15 protein-coding genes are annotated in these 20,241 nt (G+C 67.3%); 13 read left to right on the top strand and 2 right to left on the bottom strand.

Going from position 1 to position 20,241, the window contains the following annotated elements; genetic code table 11:
* The first annotated feature begins 440 nt into the window (after positions 1 to 440).
* The 5 genes from AB1281_RS15615 to AB1281_RS15595 all read left to right on the top strand — a co-directional run bounded on the left by AB1281_RS15615 (position 441) and on the right by AB1281_RS15595 (position 6,330).
* Entirely contained in the window at positions 441 to 1,616 is a 1,176-nt protein-coding gene (locus AB1281_RS15615; protein WP_014038299.1) for a phosphoglycerate kinase, read from the top strand.
* On the top strand, positions 1,613 to 2,266 hold the full coding sequence (locus tag AB1281_RS15610; protein ID WP_014038298.1) for an HAD hydrolase-like protein: 654 nt from the start codon (positions 1,613 to 1,615) through the stop codon (positions 2,264 to 2,266). Before AB1281_RS15615 ends, AB1281_RS15610 begins: the two co-directional genes overlap by 4 nt.
* Positions 2,267 to 2,440: 174 nt before the next feature.
* The gene (gene pyk / locus AB1281_RS15605) at positions 2,441 to 3,907 is read left to right on the top strand and encodes a pyruvate kinase (protein ID WP_014038297.1); all 1,467 of its coding nucleotides are present in this window, start codon (positions 2,441 to 2,443) and stop codon (positions 3,905 to 3,907) included.
* A gap of 167 nt (positions 3,908 to 4,074) precedes the next feature.
* Positions 4,075 to 5,079, top strand: a complete 1,005-nt coding sequence (locus AB1281_RS15600) for a class I fructose-bisphosphate aldolase (RefSeq protein ID WP_006465625.1) — start codon at positions 4,075 to 4,077, stop codon at positions 5,077 to 5,079.
* Between the two features lie 129 nt (positions 5,080 to 5,208).
* The gene (locus AB1281_RS15595; RefSeq protein ID WP_430346336.1) at positions 5,209 to 6,330 is read left to right on the top strand and encodes an ABC transporter substrate-binding protein; all 1,122 of its coding nucleotides are present in this window, start codon (positions 5,209 to 5,211) and stop codon (positions 6,328 to 6,330) included.
* A gap of 92 nt (positions 6,331 to 6,422) precedes the next feature.
* Here the strand turns inward: AB1281_RS15595 and AB1281_RS15590 are convergent, their stop codons facing one another.
* Both AB1281_RS15590 and cysK read right to left on the bottom strand, forming a co-directional pair.
* Positions 6,423 to 7,022: an O-acetyl-ADP-ribose deacetylase gene (locus tag AB1281_RS15590; RefSeq protein ID WP_430346335.1), complete on the bottom strand. Its 600-nt coding sequence runs from the start codon at positions 7,020 to 7,022 to the stop codon at positions 6,423 to 6,425.
* A 210-nt stretch (positions 7,023 to 7,232) separates the two neighbouring features.
* Entirely contained in the window at positions 7,233 to 8,192 is a 960-nt protein-coding gene (gene cysK, locus AB1281_RS15585; protein WP_014038293.1) for a cysteine synthase A, read from the bottom strand.
* A 207-nt stretch (positions 8,193 to 8,399) separates the two neighbouring features.
* On the opposite strand from cysK, the gene AB1281_RS15580 reads away from it, so the two are divergent.
* The 8 genes from AB1281_RS15580 (at position 8,400) to AB1281_RS15545 (ending at position 20,233) form a co-directional block, all read left to right on the top strand.
* Positions 8,400 to 9,383, top strand: a complete 984-nt coding sequence (locus AB1281_RS15580) for a LysR family transcriptional regulator (RefSeq protein WP_010481448.1) — start codon at positions 8,400 to 8,402, stop codon at positions 9,381 to 9,383.
* Positions 9,384 to 10,026: 643 nt separating this feature from the next.
* Positions 10,027 to 10,434, top strand: coding sequence for a DUF2946 domain-containing protein (locus AB1281_RS15575; RefSeq protein ID WP_430346334.1), 408 nt, complete (start codon positions 10,027 to 10,029; stop codon positions 10,432 to 10,434).
* A gap of 72 nt (positions 10,435 to 10,506) precedes the next feature.
* Positions 10,507 to 12,570: a TonB-dependent copper receptor gene (locus AB1281_RS15570; RefSeq protein ID WP_430346333.1), complete on the top strand. Its 2,064-nt coding sequence runs from the start codon at positions 10,507 to 10,509 to the stop codon at positions 12,568 to 12,570.
* Between the two features lie 271 nt (positions 12,571 to 12,841).
* Positions 12,842 to 13,948, top strand: a complete 1,107-nt coding sequence (locus tag AB1281_RS15565; protein ID WP_188485713.1) for an efflux RND transporter periplasmic adaptor subunit — start codon at positions 12,842 to 12,844, stop codon at positions 13,946 to 13,948.
* Complete coding sequence (locus AB1281_RS15560; RefSeq protein ID WP_430346332.1) at positions 13,945 to 17,070, top strand: efflux RND transporter permease subunit; 3,126 nt, start codon at positions 13,945 to 13,947, stop codon at positions 17,068 to 17,070. The genes AB1281_RS15565 and AB1281_RS15560 overlap by 4 nt, the downstream gene beginning before the upstream one ends.
* Positions 17,063 to 17,659, top strand: coding sequence for a GNAT family N-acetyltransferase (locus tag AB1281_RS15555; protein ID WP_430346331.1), 597 nt, complete (start codon positions 17,063 to 17,065; stop codon positions 17,657 to 17,659). Before AB1281_RS15560 ends, AB1281_RS15555 begins: the two co-directional genes overlap by 8 nt.
* A gap of 225 nt (positions 17,660 to 17,884) precedes the next feature.
* Positions 17,885 to 19,396: an alanine/glycine:cation symporter family protein gene (locus tag AB1281_RS15550; RefSeq protein ID WP_430346330.1), complete on the top strand. Its 1,512-nt coding sequence runs from the start codon at positions 17,885 to 17,887 to the stop codon at positions 19,394 to 19,396.
* A complete protein-coding gene (locus AB1281_RS15545) occupies positions 19,397 to 20,233 on the top strand; it encodes a TrmH family RNA methyltransferase (RefSeq protein WP_430346329.1) in 837 nt (278 codons plus the stop codon).
* The last annotated feature ends 8 nt before the right edge of the window (positions 20,234 to 20,241 follow it).

The raw sequence follows: 20,241 nt of genomic DNA, 5'->3' as shown, positions 1-20,241 counted from the left end.
GAGCCGAGCCCACGCTCGGCTGCTGTTCGCGGAGACGGCCATCGGGGTCAGATCCGTTTTCCGCAGGAAAACGGATCTGACCCCTTCTTTCTCCTTCCGACATCAGAAACCGCTCTTGCTTCCGCCTTTGCCACCCGCGTCACCTCATGAACCTGTCGAGGCCGGGGCGGTATGGGCTGGCAGGGGTATCCGCGCCATGGATGGCGCGGCTAAGCCTCCAGGGACGGATTCACGGCGTCCCCTGCCAGCCCACACCACCCCGGCCCATCCACAGCACCACGAAGCGCCAGCGCTTTGGCTTCGGCCGTTGCTGTTGCTGTTGCCGTTGCTGTCGCCCTGCGCCTCTGCCTGCCGCAGGCATCGGCCCTCCCACCACCCGCACCCGATACAATGGCCGTCTGCCGTACCCGGCATCCCGTCCCTGAGCCAAAGAGTTGCCCATGTCCATCGTCCGCATGACCGACCTCGACCTCTCCGGCAAGCGCGTGCTGATCCGCCAGGATCTGAACGTGCCGATCGAGAATGGCCGCATCACCTCCGAACAGCGCATCACCGCTTCGCTGCCGACGCTCAAGCGCGCGCTGGAGCAGGGTGCGGCGGTGATGGTCACCTCGCACCTGGGGCGCCCGAAGGAAGGCGTGTGGAGCGAGGCTGACTCGCTGGCGCCGGTCGCGCAGCGCCTGTCCGAGCTGCTGGGCCGCGAGGTTCCGCTGGTGCGTGACTGGGTCGACGGTGTCGACGTGCAGCCGGGCCAGTTGGTGCTGCTGGAAAACTGCCGCATGAATGTCGGCGAGGGCAAGGACGACGAAGCCCTGTCGAAGAAGTACGCCGCCCTGTGCGATGTGTTCGTGATGGATGCCTTCGGTACCGCACACCGCGCGCAGGCCTCGACCCATGGCGTCATCCGCTTCGCCCCGGTGGCGGCCGGTGGCCCGTTGCTGATGGCCGAGCTGGACGCGCTGGCGCAGGCGTTGGACGCACCGGCCAAGCCGCTGCTGGCCATCGTCGCTGGCAGCAAGGTCAGCACCAAGCTGGAACTGCTGGCCAACCTGGTCGGCAAGGTCGACCAGCTGATCGTCGGTGGCGGCATCGCCAACACCTTCATCGCTGCCGCCGGCTACAACGTAGGCAAGTCGTTGTACGAGCCGGACCTGCTGGACACCGCGAAGAAGATCGTGGCCGACGCCAAGGCGCGTGGCGCCGATATCCCGCTGCCGGTCGACGTGGTCACCGCCAAGCAGTTCATGCCGGACGCTGTTGCCGAAGTGAAGGCGGTCGACGCCGTCGCCGAGGACGATCTGATCCTGGACATCGGCCCGCAGACCGCTGCGCAGTACGCGCAGCTGATCGGGAAGGCCGGCACCGTGGTCTGGAACGGCCCGGTGGGGGTGTTCGAGTTCGAAGCCTTCAGCAAGGGCACCGAAGCGCTGGCCCGCGCCATCGCCAGCTCGCCGGCATTCTCCATCGCCGGCGGTGGTGACACCCTGGCGGCGGTGGACAAGTTCGATATCGCCAAACAGGTCAGCTACATCTCCACCGGCGGTGGTGCGTTCCTGGAGTTCCTGGAAGGCAAGACCCTGCCGGCCGTCGCCGCGCTCGACGCGCGCGGCGCATGAGTGCCGACCGCAGCAAGGATGTCCTGTTCTTCGACCTCGACGGCACGCTGATCGATTCGCAGGTGGGCATCACCGCCTGCATCGCCTATGCGCTGCAGAAGATGGACCATCCGGTGCCGCCGCAGGAAACGCTGCTGGGCTGGATCGGTCCATCGCTGCGCACCACCTTCGCGCCGCTGTTCGTCGAGCCAGCGCGGGTGGAACAGGCGGTGGGCTACTACCGTGAGCGCTTCGACGCCGAAGGCTGGCGCGAACACACGGTGTACCCGCAGGTGGAAGACACCCTGCGCACGCTGCATGGCCGTGGCCACCGCCTGGCGGTGGTCACCGCCAAGAACGAGCCGCACGCGCGCCGCATCCTCGCCCACCTGCCGTTCGGCGGGCTGTTCGAGGAGATCGTCGGTTCGACCCTGGATGGCTCGCGCAGCCACAAGCCGGAACTGGTCGGCGAAGCATTGCGTCGGTTGCAGGTGCAGCCTGCGCAGTGCTGGATGATCGGCGACCGCCGCATGGACATCGAAGGCGCACGCCACCACGGCCTGCGCAGTGTCGGCGTGCTGTGGGGCTTTGGTGGTGAGGAGGAACTCACTGCCGCCGGTGCTGGCCAGCTCGCCCGTGAGCCGGTACAGCTGGAAACGCTGCTGGCCTAGCCTCCTGTGGAGCCGAGCCCATGCTCGGCCCTACAGAACTCCCTGCGCCAGCGTATGTCCGGACCATGTCCGTTCCATGACCCGCGGAGTCAGGCAGCACAAGGCTGTAACCGTATACATGCGGCGTGAAGGATGTGCTAATTTCCGTTCTTTAACGGGAGAGGCCCATCCACCATGTTCGAGCGTCAGCGTCGCACCAAGATCCTTGCCACCCTCGGTCCGGCCACTGATCCGCCGGGCGTGCTGGAGGATCTGTTCCGCGCCGGCGTCAATGTGGTGCGCCTGAACTTCAGCCATGGCGATCCGTCCGGCCAGGCCAAGCGTGCCGCCGAAGTGCGTGCTGCTGCGGCCCGCGTGGGCGTGGAAGTGGGCATCCTGGCCGACCTGCCGGGCCCGAAGATCCGCATCGAGCGCTTCGCCGAAGGCAAGGTGCAGCTGAAGGCGGGCGACCGCTTCGACCTGATCGCCAGCGAGAACGCCGGCCCGGGCACGACCAGCCAGGTGGGCGTGAGCTACCTCGGCCTGCCGCAGGACGTGGGCCCGGGTGATGTGCTGCTGCTCGACGACGGCCTGATGCAGTTGCAGGTGGTGGAGGTGCAGGGCGACCGCATCGTCAACACCGTGCTCAACGATGGCGTGCTGTCCGACCGCAAGGGCCTGAACAAGCAGGGCGGTGGCCTGTCGCTGGGCGCGCTGACCGAGCGCGACAAGGAACTGATCGGCATCGTTGCCAAGATCGGCGTCGACTTCATTGCCGTGTCGTTCTGCCGCAACGCGCAGGACATGAACGACGCGCGTGACATCGCCCGCTCGCACGGCTGCGATGCCGCGCTGGTGTCGAAGATCGAACGTACCGAAGCGATCGAGAACCTGGAAGAAATCGTCGAGGCCAGCGACGTGGTGATGGTCGCCCGTGGCGACCTCGGCGTGGAAATCGGCGATGCCGAGCTGCCGGGCCTGCAGAAGAAGATCATCAAGGCCTCGCTGGCGCAGAACAAGGTGGTGATCACCGCCACCCAGATGCTGCAGTCGATGGTGGAAAGCCCGATCCCGACCCGTGCCGAAGTGCTGGACGTGGCGAACTCGGTCATCGACGGCACCGATGCGGTGATGCTGTCGGCGGAAACCGCCGCTGGTGCCTATCCGGTCAAGGCCGTGGAAGCGATGGCGCGCATCTGCCTGGGGGCCGAGCGCCAGTTCCAGACCGAGACCGACTTCAACGCCTCGCCGCGCAACCTGGAACGTGCCGACCAGGCGATTGCCATGGCCACCATGTTCCTGTCGCAGCACGTGGGCGTGCGTGCGATCGTGGCGATGACCGAATCCGGCGGCACCGCGCGCTACCTGTCGCGTTTCCGCGCCAAGGCGCCGGTGTTCGCGGTGACCCGCCATGACGGCGCGCGTCGCCAGATGGCGCTGATGCGCGATGTCTATCCGATCAACTTCGACAGCCGCGGCCTGACCCCGCGCGAAGCCGCGCGCGGCAGCATCCGCCTGCTGGTCGAATCCGAGCTGCTGCAGGCCGGCGACCGTGTCGTGTTCACCAGCGGCGAGCACATGGAAACCCTGGGTGCGACCAACACCCTCCGCCTGCTGGAAGTGGGCGAAGATGGCCGCGCCAGCGGCCTGGGCGACCTGTAAGGAGTTTTGACCCCCAGGGTCAGAGCCCCTACGGGGATCTGACCCCATGCCGCAGGACATCTTTTGTCCTGCGCCGGCGTGGAAGCGTTTCCATCCTGTCCTCCACGGCGAGGCAACGGGCAGCAGGGCTATACTTACGTTTTTCCCGCACCCGCCACAGGAAATACATGAGCATCGAACAGCTGGCTGAAACCGCCCAGGCCATGGTCGCCCCGGGCAAGGGCATCATCGCGATCGACGAATCCACCGCTACCATCGCCAAGCGTTTCGCTGGCGTCGGTATCGAGAACACCGAGGAGAACCGTCGCGCCTACCGCGAGCTGCTGCTGACCACGCCGAAGCTCAACGAGCACATTTCCGGCGCCATCCTGTACGACGAAACCATCCGCCAGTCGACCAAGGACGGCGTGCCGTTCGCCAAGTACATGGCCGACCACGGCATGATTCCGGGCATCAAGGTGGACAAGGGTGCGCACCCGCTGGCCGGCTGCCCGGGCGAGCTGGTGACCGAAGGCCTCGACGGCCTGCGCGAGCGCCTGCAGGAGTACTACAAGCTGGGTGCGCGCTTCGCCAAGTGGCGTGCGGTCATCAACATCGGCGAGAGCATCCCGTCGGGTACCTGCATCGAGTCCAACGCCCACGCGCTGGCCCGCTATGCGGCGCTGTGCCAGGAATGCGGCCTGGTGCCGATGGTCGAGCCGGAAGTGATCATGGACGGCGACCACGACATCGAAACCTGCTACGAAGTCACCGAAGCCACCCTGCGTTCGCTGTTCGACGCCCTGTACCAGCAGAACGTGCTGCTGGAAGGCACCATCCTGAAGGCGTCGATGGTCATCTCCGGCAAGGGCTGCGATGAGCAGGCCGACGTCGAGGAAGTGGCCGAGTCGACCGTGATGTGCCTGAAGAGCACCGTGCCGGCGATCCTGCCGGGCGTGGTGTTCCTGTCCGGTGGCCAGAGCGACGAGCAGTCCACCGAGCACCTGAATGCGATGAACCAGCTGGGCAACCTGCCGTGGCCGCTGAGCTTCTCCTACGGCCGCGCCATGCAGCAGGCCGCGCTGAAGCTGTGGGCCAAGGACATGAAGGGCAACTACGCTGCTGCCCAGAAGACCGTGTACGAGCGCGCCAAGGACAACGGCCTGGCCGCGCTGGGCAAGTGGAACGGTTGATCCGTTTCCTTGCAGGATGAACAGGGCAACGCCGGCTTTACGCCGGCGTTTGCTTTTGCGGGTATCTTTTCCGCCCCCGCGTGCCCGGCCGGCATGCGGGAACCACATGGAAGGCCAAGGAGAAACAACATGCGTTTGGCAGCAATCACACTGGCCGTTGCCACGGTCCTGGTCGCCGGCGGTTGCAACCGCATCGGCGGCGGCGCGGATGCGGGCAAGGCCGCGTCGCTCGATTTCGACAAGCCGGTGTCCGGCGAGATCACATCGCGCAGCGGCATCAACTACAACGACGGCAGCCACCACCAGCTCTACCAGATCAAGCTGGAAGACAAGCAGCTGGTCGGGCTGAAGCTGACCGGTTCGCTGAGCGGCTCGATCGCCGTGTTCAGCAACGGCAGCCTGGTGGCCAGCAGCAACACCGGCTACGAGCGCGAAGGCGACGTCTCGCTGGCGTTCCGTGCCAACGGTGGCGGTACCTACCAGGTGGCGGTCAACGCCAACGGCTCGACCGATTACGGTCCGTACCGCCTGCGCGCCGAGAAGCTGGTGCCGTACGATGGCAGGCCGCTGGCGGGCAGTGGCGAGATCGTCGACATGCTGGCCGGTGGTTCCCAGGACTACACCCTGCAGGTGGACAAGGCCGGTCTGTACGAGATCCGCCTGGTGTCGGACGTCTTCGATCCGGTGCTGAAGCTGTCGGGCCAGGGCGTGGATGCAGAGAATGACGATGGTGGCGACAGCACCAACTCGCGCCTGACCCTGTCACTGAAGCCGGGCAAGTACATCCTGACCGCGCGTGGCCTCGGCGACGGCGTCACGGGCATGTTCACCCTGTCGGCCAACCGCATCGAGCTGCCGGGCAATCTGGTCGAGCGCGATGGCACGGCGCTGCCGAAGTCGGGCAGCGTGTACACGATGCTCGACAATGATGGCCGCCGCCGCTTCCTGCTGTCCCTGGACCGTCCGGCCGATGTGCGCCTGGATGCGATCTCCAGCCAGGTCGATACCCTGCTGCGCGTGGTCGGTGGCGATGTCGAGCTGACCGATGATGACGGTGGCAACGGTACCAATTCGCGCCTGGAAGAGACCCTGCCGGCCGGTCACTACACGGTCGACGTGTCCAGCCTGAACAATGGCGCGGGCATGGTGGAAGTGCGCGTGCAGGTGGATGGCGCCAGCGCCGATGGGGCTGCGGCCTCCGCGGCACGTGCGGCCGCCGACGCGGCCGCGGTGGAAGCCGCCAGCCGTTGAGCGTGATCCACGCCGCGCGTGGATGAGGACAATGGTGCAACGGAAAAGGCCGGGCAATGCCCGGCCTTTTCCTTTACGTCGCGCACTGGAATTCAGTGCGCGGCGGCAAAGCCTGCATCACCCAGGGGCGGCAGCATCGACGCGCGCGGTTCGCTGTCCGCGCTTTGCCCGGCGGCGCTCAACGCCTGCTGGTAGGCCTTGGCCGTAGCGGTATTGAACGCCACCAGCACGATGCGCATCGGTTGTGCGTGGCTGCGCTGCCACGCCAGTGTTTCCGTCACTGCGATCTGCGCCGCCTGGTACAGCGGGTAGCCATACACGCCGCAGCTGATCGCGGGGAACGCGATCGACTGCACGCCCAGCGATTCGGCCAGCTGCAGCGATTTCCAGTAGCAGTTGGCCAGCAAGGCCGGTTCGTCGCGCTGGCCGTCGTGCCAGACCGGGCCCACCGTATGCAGTACATGCCGCGCCGGCAATGCATAAGCGGCGGTCGCGCGCACTTCGCCGGTCGGGCAACGCACGCCCGGGCGCAGCTCCGGCAACTGCTCGCACTCGGCCAGCAGTGCGGGGCCGGCTGCGCGATGGATCGCGCCGTCGACACCACCGCCACCGAGCAGTGTTTCATTGGCCGCGTTGACGATCGCATCCACCGCCAGGGTCGTGATGTCGCCCTGCCAAACTTCGATCTTCATGCGTCCGTCTCCTGCCTGTGAGGTGATCCGCGCAGCATCTGCGCCGGCTGTTCCCACGGTAGGGGACAGGGCATCGATACTGCGTCATGACCGTCTCACGCGCTGCGATCCGACGGCCTTCACGCACGATGGCGGGCGACGCCTTCACGCAGGCTGAAGCGGAAAGGGGTCAGATCCTTTTCCGAACGGAAAAGGCTCTGACCCCGGGTGTCACGGCAGGCCGGCCAGCCAGTCGTCGTCGGAGCCTTCGTTCACATCGGCGAACAGCGGCGTGGAGAAATAGCGTTCACCGGTGTCCGGCAGCATCGCCAGGATCACCGAGCCCGGTTCAGCGCGCGCGGCCACGTCCAGCGCACTGGCGACGGTGGCGCCGGCGGAGATGCCGACGAAGATGCCTTCCTCGGCGGCCAGGCGGCGCGCGGTGGCGATCGCGCGGTCATCTTCGACCGAGACCAGTTCGTCCACCACATCGCGGTTGAGCACATCCGGCACGAAGTCCGGCGTCCAGCCCTGGATCTTGTGCGGCTTCCAGTCATCGCCCTTGAGCAGGGCGGCGCCGGCCGGCTCGGTGGCGATGATGCGGGTCTGCGGGCGCGCGACCTTCAGCACTTCGCCAACACCGGTGAGCGTGCCGCCGGTGCCCCAGCCGCTGACGAAATAGTCCAGCCGCTTGCCGGCGAAGTCGCGCAGGATTTCGGCGGCGGTGGTGTTGCGGTGATAGGCCGGGTTGGCCGGGTTGGCGAACTGGCTGGCCAGGAACCAACCGTGCTGTTCGGCCAGCTCGGCTGCCTTGCGCACCATGCCGCTGCCGCGCTCGGCGGCCGGGGTCAGGATCACCTTGGCACCATAGGCGCGCATCAACTTGCGGCGCTCGACCGAGAAGGTCTCGACCATGGTCGCCACGAACTTGTAGCCACGCGCGGCGGCGACCATCGCCAGTGCCACGCCGGTGTTGCCCGAGGTGGCCTCCACGATGGTGTCGCCCGGCTTGAGCAGGCCACGCGCTTCGGCGTCGAGGATGATCGCCAGCGCCAGGCGGTCCTTCACCGAGCCACCCGGGTTGAATGACTCGACCTTGGCGTAGACGCTGACCTGTGGCGGTGCCAGGCGCTGCAGCCTGACGATGGGGGTGTTGCCGACGGTATCGAGGATGGAGTCGTACAGGGCCATGGAAGCGCTCCGGAAACGGGGCCGCGCCGGGCTTCGGCGGGCGAAGGGGGAGGGCTGGCTGTTCAGGCCAGCGGCTGCCGGCTGACCGTAGCGCCGGCATATGACGCCCGGAAATGACCAGATACCTTTCTTAAACAACCTTTGGTTATAAGCTGGTGACGGCAATTGACCCTAGAGTGGACCTCCGCCCCACGCCGCCTGCCTCCCATGACGCTGACCCAGCTGCGCTACCTGGTTGCCATCGCCGACGCCGAGCTGAACATCACGCTGGCCGCCTCGCGCGTGCACGCCACCCAGCCCGGCCTGTCCAAGCAGCTCAAGCAGCTGGAGGATGAGCTGGGTTTCCTGTTGTTTGTGCGCAAGGGCCGCAGCCTGGAGTCGGTCACCCCGGCCGGCACCGAGGTCATCGCCCGCGCCCGCGCGGTGCTGGCCGAGGCCAACAACATCCGCACCTACGCGGCCAACCAGCGGCGCGAGAGCCAGGGCCAGCTGATCCTGACCACCACCCACACCCAGGCGCGCTTCGTGCTGCCGCCGGCGGTGGCGGCGATCAAGCAGGCCTACCCACAGGTGAGCGTGCACCTGCAGCAGGCCGGTGAAGCCGACGCGCTGGATCGCTTGAACCAGGGTGATGCCGATATTGCGATCATCAGCACCGCTGGCGGTGAGCCCACCGATGGCATTGCCGTGCCGCTGTTCCGCTGGCGGCGGCTGGTGGTGGTACCGAAGGGCCACCCGCTGGACCGCGCCGGCCGCGCACCGGACCTGGCCGCGCTGGCCCGCCAGCCATTGATCAGCTACGAATCCTCGACCCGCCCGAATTCGTCGCTGCAGCGCGCCTTCGCCGCCAATGGGCTGGTGCCGGATCTGGCACTGACCGCGCTTGATGCCGATCTGATCAAGACCTATGTGCGTACCGGCCTGGGTGTGGGCCTGCTGGCTGAGATGGCGGTCAGTTCCAACGACGAAGACCTGAGATCGTGGCCGGCGCCGGACCCGATCAGCGAGTGCATCGCCTGGGCGGTGCTGCCACGCGACCGCGTGCTGCGTGATTACGCGTTGGAGCTGGTGCATGTGCTGGCACCGCAGATTGATCCGCGCGACCTGCGGCGGGTGCTGGATGGCAATCAGGCGGCGGCGTGGCCGGTGCCACCGACCTGGGAGTCGCTGACCCAGACCATCACGGTGTGAGGTGGGTCGAGCAGGGCTTGCAGCCCTGCACCCGCGGTAGTGCCGGCCGCTGGCCGGCAACCTCAACAGCAACAGCAGAAGCGGCATTCCGTGGGATGGCGGGGCGGTGTCGGAGTGCGGGGACGCCGTAAACCCGTCCCTGGGGGCTTGGCCGCGGCATCCATGCCGCGGACACCCCGCACTCCGACACCGCCCCACCTCTGACAGATTCCGATGGCTGTTGGTAGGTGTCGACCTTGGTCGACACGGTAGATCCACGCCATGCGTGGATGAAATCTGTCAGATATCGAAATACATCTGGGGTCAGATCCGTTTTCCTGCGGAAAACGGATCTGACCCCGAGAGTCGTTCCGACAGATTGCGGAAAACTGTCGAAGGCGGGGTGGGTCCGGTTGCGGGGGCGTGAGCGCCATGGATGGCGCGACCGAGCCTACATGGACGTATTTACGGCGTCCCCCGCAACCGGACCCACCCCGCCATCCCTCAGGAAACCAGCTTCTGCTGTTGCTTCGGTTCTTGCAGTGGACGTGGCATCTGCGGGTGCAGGGCGCAGCCCTGCCGAACACCCCCGCGACGGGGTGTCGTAAATGCCTGCGACGGTTCGTCGCACGGGTAACTCTGGACCCGGCTCTACACTAGCGGGGTGACCCGCCTGTCCCGCCCGCAGCGTCTCCTGCTCCAGCTCGCCGTCCTGGCGACGCTGCTGATGGTGCTTGCGCCGCTGGTCAGCCGCGCGCTGCAGGCGTCGCCGATGGACCACGCTGCGATGGGCCATGACATGCACGACATGGCCATGGCCGGGCACGATCAGCACGGCACCGCGCCGGCAGAGCGCAGCCGCCCGGCCGACCCCCACGCCATGCACGGCGAAGCCTGCGAGTACTGCGTACTGGCAATGCGCCTGCTGCCGTGGCTGGCCGTGCTGGTGCTGCTGTTGCCGCTGCTGTGGCGGCCGCGGCTGGTATTCCCGTGGTCACAGCAGGTACTGCCCGCGCTGCGCTGGCCGGCGCATGCCGCGCGCGGGCCGCCGCGTTTCTCCATCGTTCGCTGATGTCCCTATCGAATCTGCCGCACGTCGCCTGACCGGGCGCCGTGCGCGCGTGCGTACCTTGGAGCTGTTCCGATGAAAATGACTTCCCGCCCCGCGGGCGCCTGTGCGCGCCTGCCGGTCGCCCTTGGCCTGGCCGTGGCCGCATCACTGGCCCACGCCGCGCCCGCCGAAGAGGCGCGCACCCTCGACACGCTGGTGGTGACCGCCGCCGCACCGTCCTCGCCGCTGCACTGGGTGACCGACCCACGCCTGCCGCGGCAGCCGGTGCCCGCCAGTGATGGCGCCGATTACCTGAAGACCGTTCCCGGTTTTTCCGCCATCCGCAACGGTGGCACCAACGGTGACCCGGTGCTGCGCGGCATGTTCGGTTCGCGCCTGAACATCCTCAGCAATGATGGCAACCTGATCGGTGCCTGCCCGTCGCGCATGGACAATCCGTTGTCCTACATCGCGCCGGAAAGCTTCGATCGATTGACCATCATCAAGGGCCCGCAGAGCGTGCGCTGGGGGGCAGGTGCCTCGGCCGGCACCGTGCGCTTCGAGCGCGATACACCGCGCTTCGAAGAGCCGGGCCTGCGTGCCGATGCCAGTGCGCTGGTCGGTTCGCGCAACCGCAACGACCAGGTGCTGGACCTGACCCTGGGCAACCCGACCGGTTACGTACGTGCCAGTGGCAACCGTTCCGAAGCCGATGACTACAAGGACGGCCACGGCGATGTGGTGCCATCGAAGTGGCGCAAGTGGAACGGTGACGTGGCCATCGGCTGGACGCCGGATGCCGACACGCTGCTGGAAATTTCTGCCGGTGCCGGTGATGCCATCGCACGCTACGCGGGACGCGGCATGGACGGGGCTGCGTTCGAACGCACCAGCTATGCCGCGCGCTTCGAGAAGCGCAACCTGCCGGGGGCGTGGGACACGGTGCAGGCCAACGTGTACTACAACGAGGCCGACCACGTGATGGACAACTACACGCTGCGCACACCGAACCCGAACAGCATGATGCCGATGCCGATGGCGTCAAACGTGGATCGCCGTACCCAGGGCGGCCGGGTCAGTTCCGAGTGGCGCTGGCAGGACGTGCAGCTGGTGGCGGGCGTGGATGGCGAAGACAGCCGCCATCGCGGGCGCATGGGCATGGGTCGCGGCACCTATCGCCAGGCGGCGTGGGAGACCGATGCCAACTTCCGTCGCTATGGCGTGTTCACCGAGTTGACCCTCGGTGCCGGCACCGACCAGCGCTGGATCAGCGGTCTGCGCATTGATCGCGCCAGCGTGCGCGACGAGCGGCAGTCGATCCGCGGAATGATGGGCAACATGCCCAATCCGACCGCGGGCCAGCGTCGCAAGGAATGGCTCGGCAGTGGTTTCCTGCGCTACGAGCAGGATCTGGCCGACGGCCTGACCTGGTATGCCGGCCTCGGCCACAGTGAACGCATGCCCGACTACTGGGAGCTGTTCTCGCCCAACCACGGCCCGGCCGGTGCGGTGAACGCGTTTGCCGGTATCCAGCCCGAGCGCACCACCCAGCTCGACGTCGGCCTGCAGTACCAGGGGCCGCGCGTGCAGGCGTGGGTCTCGGCGTATGCCGGGCAGATCCAGGACTACATCCTGTTCACCTACCACGGCAGCGGCATGATGGGCATGAGCCAGGCCAGCAATGTCGACGCGCGCATTGCCGGTGCCGAGGCGGGGCTGGAAGTGAGCGTGGCCGAACAGTGGAAGCTGGGTGGCACGCTGGCCTATGCCTGGGGCGAGAACCGCGACCAGCAGCGTCCGCTGCCGCAGATGCCGCCGCTGGAAGCGCGCCTGAGTGCGAACTGGGAAGGCCAGCGCTGGAGCGCCGGTGCACTGCTGCGCGCGGTGACCCACCAGCATCGTGTCGCAGATGGCCAAGGCAACGTGGTCGCACAGGATCTCGGACCGAGCGCTGGCTTTGCCACCTTCGCGCTCAATGCCGCGTACCGTTTCAGTTCGCAGCTGCAGCTCAGCGCGGGTGTCGACAACCTGTTCGACCGTGCCTACAGCGAGCACCTGAATCTGGCGGGCAGCGCCGACTTCGGCTTCCCCGCCGATCCGGTGCGCATCAATGAGCCGGGGCGCAGCGTCTGGATGAAGCTGAATTACCGGTACTGAGGCAACGGGCAAAAAAACGGGGCCGGATCCCCGCCAGGATCCGTCCCCGCCCGACGCCCTCCGTCGGGCAGATTCGACTCTACGATGACGGCCCGGGCGGTGCACGGCTGGATACACCCCGACACACGCCGACACCGCCCGTGGCAGCCTTGCACGGAACGGGTTCAAGGCGCTATCGCAGCCTTGGTTCCACGCCGGTAAACGCTTGGCACATACCGCTTTTATGGGCACTTGCCTACACTCGGCGGCCGTGGATCAATCAGGACCGTTCATGTTGGCTCGTATCGCTTCGACCCTGGCCCTTGGCCTCAGCCTGGCCGTGCTGGCCGGGTGCGCAGGCAAACAGGAGGCCGCCGCACGTCGGCAGGGAGAAGCGGTGCCGGTCACCGCGCAGGTCGTGCAGTCCCGGCAGTGGAGCGACACCCTGCAGGCGCTGGGCACGGCCAAGGCGCGCGAATCGATCAGCGTGACCGCCAAGGTCAGCGAGATCGTCGAGAAAGTGCACTTCGAAAGCGGCCAGCACATCGCCGCTGGTGCACCGATCGTGACCCTGCGCGGGCAGGCCCAGGAGGCCGCGCTGGTGCAGGCGCAGGCCACCTTCCATGAAGCTGATCAGCTGTACAAGCGCCAGCGCGAACTGGCCACCCAGCGGCTGGTGTCCAGCGCCACGCTGGATACGCAGAAGTCGATCCGCGATGCCGCCGAGGCGCGCGTGGCGCAGATGCAGTCGGACATCGGTGACCGCCGCGTGCGTGCGCCGTTCGCCGGTGTGCTCGGCATCCGCCAGGTCAGCCCAGGCACGCTGCTGACGCCGACCACCGTGATTGCCACGCTCGATGACATCGAGCACATGCACATCGATTTCCAGGTGCCGGAAGTGGAACTGGCCGCGCTCGGCGTCGGTGACAAGGTCAGTGCCACCAGCGTGGCGTGGCCGGGCCGCACCTTCGAAGGCGTGGTCAGCACCATCGATGCGCGCATCGATCCGGCCACCCGTGCGGTGACCGTGCGCGCCGACTTCGCCAATGGCGACCACGCGCTGCGCCCGGGCATGCTGCTGGACGTGCGCTTGTTCCGCCCCGAGCGCCCGGCACTGGTGGTTCCGGAAATCGCCGTGGTGCAGGTCGGTCGCGATACCTTCGTGTACCGCATCAAGGCCGACGACAGCGTCGAGCGTGTGGACGTGGTCACCGGCGCGCGCCGTGCCGGCGTGGTCGAGATCAGGCAGGGCCTGGAAGCGGGACAGCGCATCGTGGTCGATGGCACCGGCAAGCTGCGCCCGGGCCTGAAGGTCGCCGCCAAGGACGCAGCGCCCGCCAGTGGTGCCAAGCCGGCTGATGCGCCGGCGCCGGTCGCGGCCGAGGGCCACGGCGGATGAAGCTGTCCGATATCTCCATCCAGCGGCCGGTGTTCGCCGTGGTGATGAGCCTGTTGCTGCTGGTGCTGGGCGTGATGTCCTTCACCCGCCTGACCCTGCGCGAACTGCCGGCCATCGACCCGCCGATCGTGTCGGTGTCGGTGGACTACACCGGCGCCTCGGCGGCGGTCATCGAAAGCCGCATCACCCAGGTGCTGGAAGACGCGCTGGCCGGCATCGAAGGCATCGATACGATCAACGCGCGCAGCACCAACGGCCGCTCGCAGGTCAGCATCGAGTTCACCTCCAACCGCGATATCGAAGCGGCCGCCAACGACGTGCGCGATGCGGTCAGCCGCGTGGCCGACCGCATGCCGGAAGAGGCGCGGCCACCGGAGATCGCCAAGGTCGAGAGCGATGCCGACCCCATCATCTGGTTCAACATGGTCTCCTCGACCATGGACACGCTGGAGCTGAGCGACTACGCCGACCGTTACGTGGTCGATCGCTTTTCCAGCCTCGATGGCGTGGCCCAGGTCCGCATCGGCGGCCGCCAGCGCTATGCGATGCGCATCTGGCTGGACCGTGACCAGCTGGCCGCACGCGGCCTGACCACCGGCGACGTGGAAACCGCGCTGCGCAACGAGAACGTGGAACTGCCGGCTGGCCGCATTGAGTCGACCGACCGCGATTTCACCCTGCGCGTGGAGCGCAACTACATCAAGCCCGAAGACTTCGCGACCATCCCGCTGGGCAAGGGCCGCGACGGCTACGTAGTGCGCATGGGCGACGTGGCGAAGATCGAGCTGGCCTCGGCCGAACGCCGCGCGTACTACCGCAGCAACGGCGAGCCGGGCATCGGCCTGGGCATCGTCAAGACCTCCACCGCCAACTCGCTGGACGTGGCGCGTACCGCGCGCGCTGAAGCCGAGCGGGTGGCGCTGACCCTGCCCAAGGGCACGCAGATCTTCGTCGCCTTCGACAACACCACCTTCATCGAAGCCGCGGTGGACCGCGTCTACGCCACGCTGGTGGAAGCGATGATCCTGGTGCTGGCGGTGATCTGGCTGTTCCTCGGCAGTTTCCGCGCCGCGTTGATTCCGGCGGTGACGGTGCCGGTCTGCCTGGTCGCGGCGTTCATCGCGCTGTATGCGTTCGACTTCTCGATCAACCTGCTGACCCTGCTGGCGCTGGTGCTGTGCATCGGCCTGGTGGTGGACGATGCGATCGTGGTGGTGGAAAACGTACAGCGCCGCATCGACCTGGGCGAACCCCCGCTGGTGGCGTCCAAGCGCGGCACTGCGCAGGTCGCCTTCGCGGTGATCGCCACCACCGCCGTGCTGGTGGCGGTGTTCCTGCCGGTCGGCTTCCTGGAAGGCAACACCGGGCGCCTGTTCCGCGAACTGGCAGTGGCGCTGGCCGCCGCCGTGGCGTTGTCCGCGTTCGTGGCGCTCACACTGACGCCGATGATGGCCTCCAAGCTGCTCAAGCCGCACACCGGTCAGGCCCCGCGGGGCTTGCACGGCTTCATCAACCGCAACCTGGAACGCCTGGCGGGTGCCTATGGGCGGGTGCTCGATCACCATGTCGACCGCACCTGGATCTACCTGCTGGTGATGGTCGCTGCACTGGCTGCCAGCTGGGGCCTGCTCAAGCTGCTGCCGTCGGAACTGGCGCCGGCCGAAGACCGCGGTTCGTTCCAGATCATGATCGACGGCCCGGAAGGCGCCGGCTACGACTACACCGTGCAGCAGGTGCAGCAGGTGGAAGCGCTGCTGGCACCACATGTCGGCTCGGACAAGCCGATCGTGCGTGCCAACCCGCGCGTGCCCGGTGGCTTCGGCGCCAGCGAAGAGATGCATACCGGCCGCGTCAGCATCTTCCTGCAGCCGTGGCGCCAGCGCAGCGAGGGCACGCCAGAGGTGGCCAATGAGCTGCAGAAGGAACTGGACACCATCCGTGGCGTGCGCGTGCGTACCCAGGTCGGTGGCGGCCTCGTGCGCAGTGGCGGCCAACCGTTCCAGATCGTGCTGGGCGGGCCGGAATACGCGGAGATCGCGCAGTGGCGCGACCGCATCCTGCTGCGCATGGCGGACAACCCCGGCCTGGTCGGCCCGGACTCGGACTACAAGGAAACCCGGCCGCAGATGCGGGTGAACATCGACCGCCAGCGTGCGGCCGACCTCGGCGTGCCGGTCACCGCGATCGGTTCGGCGCTGGAAACCATGATGGGCTCGCGTCGCGTCACCACCTTCGTCGACAACGGCGAGGAATACGACGTGCTGGTGCAGGCCGGTCGTGACGGTCGCACCAGCCCGGCCGACTTGGCCGCGATCCGCGTGCGCGCCACTTCCGGCGAGCTGGTACCGCTGTCCAACCTGGTCACGCTGAGCGAAGTGGCCGAGGCCGGCACGCTGAACCGCTTCAACCGTCTGCGCTCGATCACCATCAGTGCTGGGCTGGCACCGGGCTATCCGCTGGGCGAGGCCATTGCCTGGGCACAGAACGTGGCCCAGGAAGAACTGCCGCAGTACGCGCAGGTGAACTGGAAGGGCGAATCGCGCGAGTACCAGAGCGCCGGCGGCGCCGTGCTGCTCACCTTCGCCATGGCCCTGCTGGTGGTGTACCTGGTGCTGGCTGCGCAGTTCGAGAGCTTCATTCATCCGCTGACCATCATGCTGACCGTGCCACTGGGCGTGCTCGGTGCGCTGGTCGGATTGTGGGTGAGCGGCGGCACGGTGAACCTGTTCAGCCAGATCGGCATCGTGATGCTGGTCGGCCTGGCCGCGAAGAACGGCATCCTCATCGTCGAATTCGCCAACCAGCTGCGCGACGACGGCCGCAGCGTGCGCGAGGCGATCATCGAATCGGCGATGGTGCGACTGCGCCCGATCCTGATGACCTCGATCGCCACCGTGGTTGGCGCCATTCCGCTGGTGGTGGCCGGTGGCCCCGGTTCGGCCAGCCGTGGCACGATCGGCATCGTGATCATCTTCGGCGTAACCCTCTCGACGTTCCTGTCGCTGTTCGTGGTGCCGGCGTTCTACGCGCGGTTGGCGCCGTATACCCGCTCGCCGGAAGCGGTGAAGCGCGAGCTGGAGAAGCAGGAAGCGGAATCGCCGTCGGTGGGCGGTCATGCCTGACCAGCCTGCCGACGGGGTCGGACCAGGGGTCGGATCCCTTTCCGGAACGGAAAGGGCTCTGACCCCGCCACTACAGGGTGAAGGTTTCCTCCTGCGTCCCTGGCGCCCTGACGACCTCGACTCCCTGCTGCGCCACGCCAACGACGCCGAGGTGTCGCGCGGCCTGCGCGACCGCTTCCCGTACCCGTACACGCGCGAGGATGGCGAGGCCTTCCTCGCCGGCCGCGTGCTGGCCCCGGGCACCCTGAACCTGGCCATCGAGATCGACGGCCAGGCCTGCGGCAGCGTCGGTGCCCAGCAGGGCGTGGCCGAGCGCGGACACATGGCCGAGCTGGGCTACTGGTTGGGCCAGGCCTACTGGGGCCAAGGAGTGATGACCCGGGTGGTCGGCCTGTTCGCCCCCTGGGTGATGGACGAACTTCGCCTGTTCAGGCTGCAGGCCGGGGTGGTCGACTTCAACCTCGGCTCGGCCCGGGTGCTGGAAAAGAACGGCTTCCAGGAGGAGGGCGTGGACCGCTGTGCGGTCTACAAGCGCGGCGTGCTGCACGACCTGCGCCGTTTCGCCCGGGTACGCACGCAGCTGCCCTGAACAGGCGCGGGGTCGGATCCCTTTTCGCCAGAAAAGGGCTCTGACCCCCAACCCGTTCCCGAACCCGCCAAACCGGAGAACCGGGGTCAGAGTCCTTGCGCAGCGCGCAAGGGATCCGACCCCATCCTTCTGGCGCTACCGCAGCGGCCTTCGATCAGGGAGAATCGACCGGTCCCTTCCAGCCGACGGGACGTCCTTACAACCCGCCGACTGGAGAGAGCGCGCGTGGAAGCAACCGTACACTTCATCAACAGCATTATCTGGAGCAAGGCACTGATCTTCGTGTGCCTGGGCGCCGGCCTGTTCTTCAGCCTGCGCACGCGCTTCATGCAGATCCGCGGCTTCCTCGAGATGTGCCGCCTCACCGTCAAGGGTGAGAAATCCGACGCTGGCGTGTCCTCGTTCCAGGCGCTGGCCATGTCGATGGCCGGCCGCATGGGCATCGGCAACATCGCCGGCGTGGCCACCGCCATCGCCTTCGGCGGCCCCGGTGCGATCTTCTGGATGTGGGTGATGGGCTTCCTCGGCGCGTCCACCTCATACGTGGAATGCACCCTGGCGCAGATCTACAAGACCAAGGATGCCGAAGGCCGTTACCGCGGTGGCCCGGCGTACTACATCGAAAAGGCCATGGGCCTGAAGTGGTACGCGCTGGCCTTCGCCTTCGCCACGATCATCGCCGCCGGCTTCCTGATGCCGGGCGTGCAGGCCAACGCCATCGCCGACAGCATCATCAATGCCTGCCGTGGCACCGCGCTGTGCGGTCCGCTCGATGGCCAGGCTTTCGGCATGGAATCGGTGCAGGCGCTGAAGCTGGGCATCGGCATCGTGGTCGCGTTGCTGCTGGGCGTGGTGATCTTCGGCGGCGTCAAGCGCATCGCCAATTTCGCCGAAGTGGTGGTGCCGTTCATGGCCGCCGGCTTCATCCTGATGGCTATCGTCATCATGATCATCAACTACGACCGCGTGCCGGAGATGTTCAACATCATCTTCAGCAGTGCGTTCGGTACCCACGCTGCGTTCGGCGCGATGATGGGCCTGGCGGTGGAGTGGGGCATCAAGCGCGGCATCTACGCCAACGAGGCTGGCCAGGGCTCGGGCCCGCATGCGGCGGCCGCCTCGGAAGTCTCGCACCCGGCCAAGCAGGGTTACGTGCAGGCCTTCGCCATCTACTTCGACACCATGATGGTGTGCACCGCCACCGCGTTCCTGATCCTGGCCAGCGGCACCTACAACGTGTACTCGGCGGCAGGCGCCAGCGCGCCGCCGATCTTCCAGGGCCTGGCCGGTATTCCGGAAGGCGCGGGCTACGCGCAGGCCGGTGTGGAAGCGGTGCTGCCGGGCTGGGGTTCGGCGTTCGTGTCCATCGCCATCTTCTTCTTCGCCTTCACCACCATCATGGCGTACTACTACATGGCCGAGACCAATCTCAGCTATGTGAACCACAACAAGAAACGCCCGCTGACCGTGCTGGTGCTGCGCCTGGGCATCATCGCCATGGTGGTGTTCGGCGCGTTCCATAATGCGACCCTGGCCTGGGCGCTGGGTGACATCGGCGTCGGCCTGATGGCCTGGTTGAACATCATCGCCATCCTCATCATCCAGAAGCCGGCAATGCTGGCCCTGCGTGACTACGAACGACAGAAGAAGCTGGGCCTGGATCCGGTGTTCGACCCTGATGCCCTGGGCATCAAGAACGCTGATTTCTGGCGCCAGCGCAAGCAGGAGAATGTGTAAGTGAACAACCCTTGGAACAACCGCCGCCCGTCCGCCCGTCCGCCGCGCGCAACGCCGTTGCCGCGCCCGGAGGTGCCGGCCACGGGCGGTGGCGGGCGTGGTGGCAGCGACGAGCTGCGCCTGTACGGCCTGAATGCCGTGCTGGCCGCGTTCGAAGCGCGGCCGCAGGCGCTGCGCAAGCTGTACCTGCTGGAGGCGCGCATTCCGCGCCTGCAGCCGTTGCTGAAGTGGTGCGTGGCCAACCGCGTGGGATACCGCGTGGTTGAGGACGGCGATCTGAACAAGCTCGCCGGTACCACCCATCACGAAGGCGTGGTGGCCGATGTGCTGCGTGCGCCGGCACTGCCGCTGGCGCAGTGGCTGGAGCAGGTCGGCGACGGCCCGGCACTGGCGCTGTGGCTGGATGGCGTGGGCAACCCGCACAACCTCGGTGCGATCCTGCGCTCGGCGGCGCACTTTGGCGCCAAGGCGCTGCTGCTGCCGGCCGGCAGCACGCTGGCGCTGTCCGGTGCCGCCGCGCGCGTGGCCGAGGGCGGTGCCGAAGCGGTGCCGCTGGTGCAGCTGCCGGAGACCACCCAGGCGATGGCGCAGCTGCGTGCGGCCGGCTTCGGCCTGGCGGCGACCCTGGTGGAAGGCGGTGACGACGTGTTCCGCACCTCGCTGCCGGCCCGCCTGGTGTATGTGATGGGCGCCGAAGGCGAGGGCATGGACCGCAGCCTGGCGGGTGCGTGCGACCTGCAGGTCTCGATTCCCGGCAGCGGCGCGGTGGAGAGCCTGAACGTCGCCTCGGCCACGGCCGTGCTGCTGGCGCAGTGGGCGAGCCGCCGCGGCGATTGACGCGGCTG

This window comes from Stenotrophomonas sp. NRRL B-14846, from assembly GCF_050473585.1.
Taxonomy (GTDB): domain Bacteria; phylum Pseudomonadota; class Gammaproteobacteria; order Xanthomonadales; family Xanthomonadaceae; genus Stenotrophomonas.
The sequence above is the reverse complement of the archived record's forward strand: the minus strand, read 5'-3'. Positions and strand labels throughout refer to the sequence as shown.

Bases quoted from the DNA above. Each gene is read 5' to 3' on its own strand.
- AB1281_RS15595 (WP_430346336.1), top strand. From the start codon at position 5,209: ATGCGTTTGGCAGCAATCACACTGGCCGTTGCCACGGTCCTGGTCGCC.
- AB1281_RS15615 (WP_014038299.1), top strand. From the start codon at position 441: ATGTCCATCGTCCGCATGACCGACCTCGACCTCTCCGGCAAGCGCGTG.
- AB1281_RS15570 (WP_430346333.1), top strand. From the start codon at position 10,507: ATGAAAATGACTTCCCGCCCCGCGGGCGCCTGTGCGCGCCTGCCGGTC.
- cysK (WP_014038293.1), bottom strand. From the start codon at position 8,192: ATGGCCCTGTACGACTCCATCCTCGATACCGTCGGCAACACCCCCATC.
- AB1281_RS15555 (WP_430346331.1), top strand. From the start codon at position 17,063: ATGCCTGACCAGCCTGCCGACGGGGTCGGACCAGGGGTCGGATCCCTT.
- AB1281_RS15560 (WP_430346332.1), top strand. From the start codon at position 13,945: ATGAAGCTGTCCGATATCTCCATCCAGCGGCCGGTGTTCGCCGTGGTG.
- AB1281_RS15580 (WP_010481448.1), top strand. From the start codon at position 8,400: ATGACGCTGACCCAGCTGCGCTACCTGGTTGCCATCGCCGACGCCGAG.
- AB1281_RS15610 (WP_014038298.1), top strand. From the start codon at position 1,613: ATGAGTGCCGACCGCAGCAAGGATGTCCTGTTCTTCGACCTCGACGGC.
- AB1281_RS15590 (WP_430346335.1), bottom strand. From the start codon at position 7,022: ATGAAGATCGAAGTTTGGCAGGGCGACATCACGACCCTGGCGGTGGAT.
- AB1281_RS15565 (WP_188485713.1), top strand. From the start codon at position 12,842: ATGTTGGCTCGTATCGCTTCGACCCTGGCCCTTGGCCTCAGCCTGGCC.
- pyk (WP_014038297.1), top strand. From the start codon at position 2,441: ATGTTCGAGCGTCAGCGTCGCACCAAGATCCTTGCCACCCTCGGTCCG.
- AB1281_RS15600 (WP_006465625.1), top strand. From the start codon at position 4,075: ATGAGCATCGAACAGCTGGCTGAAACCGCCCAGGCCATGGTCGCCCCG.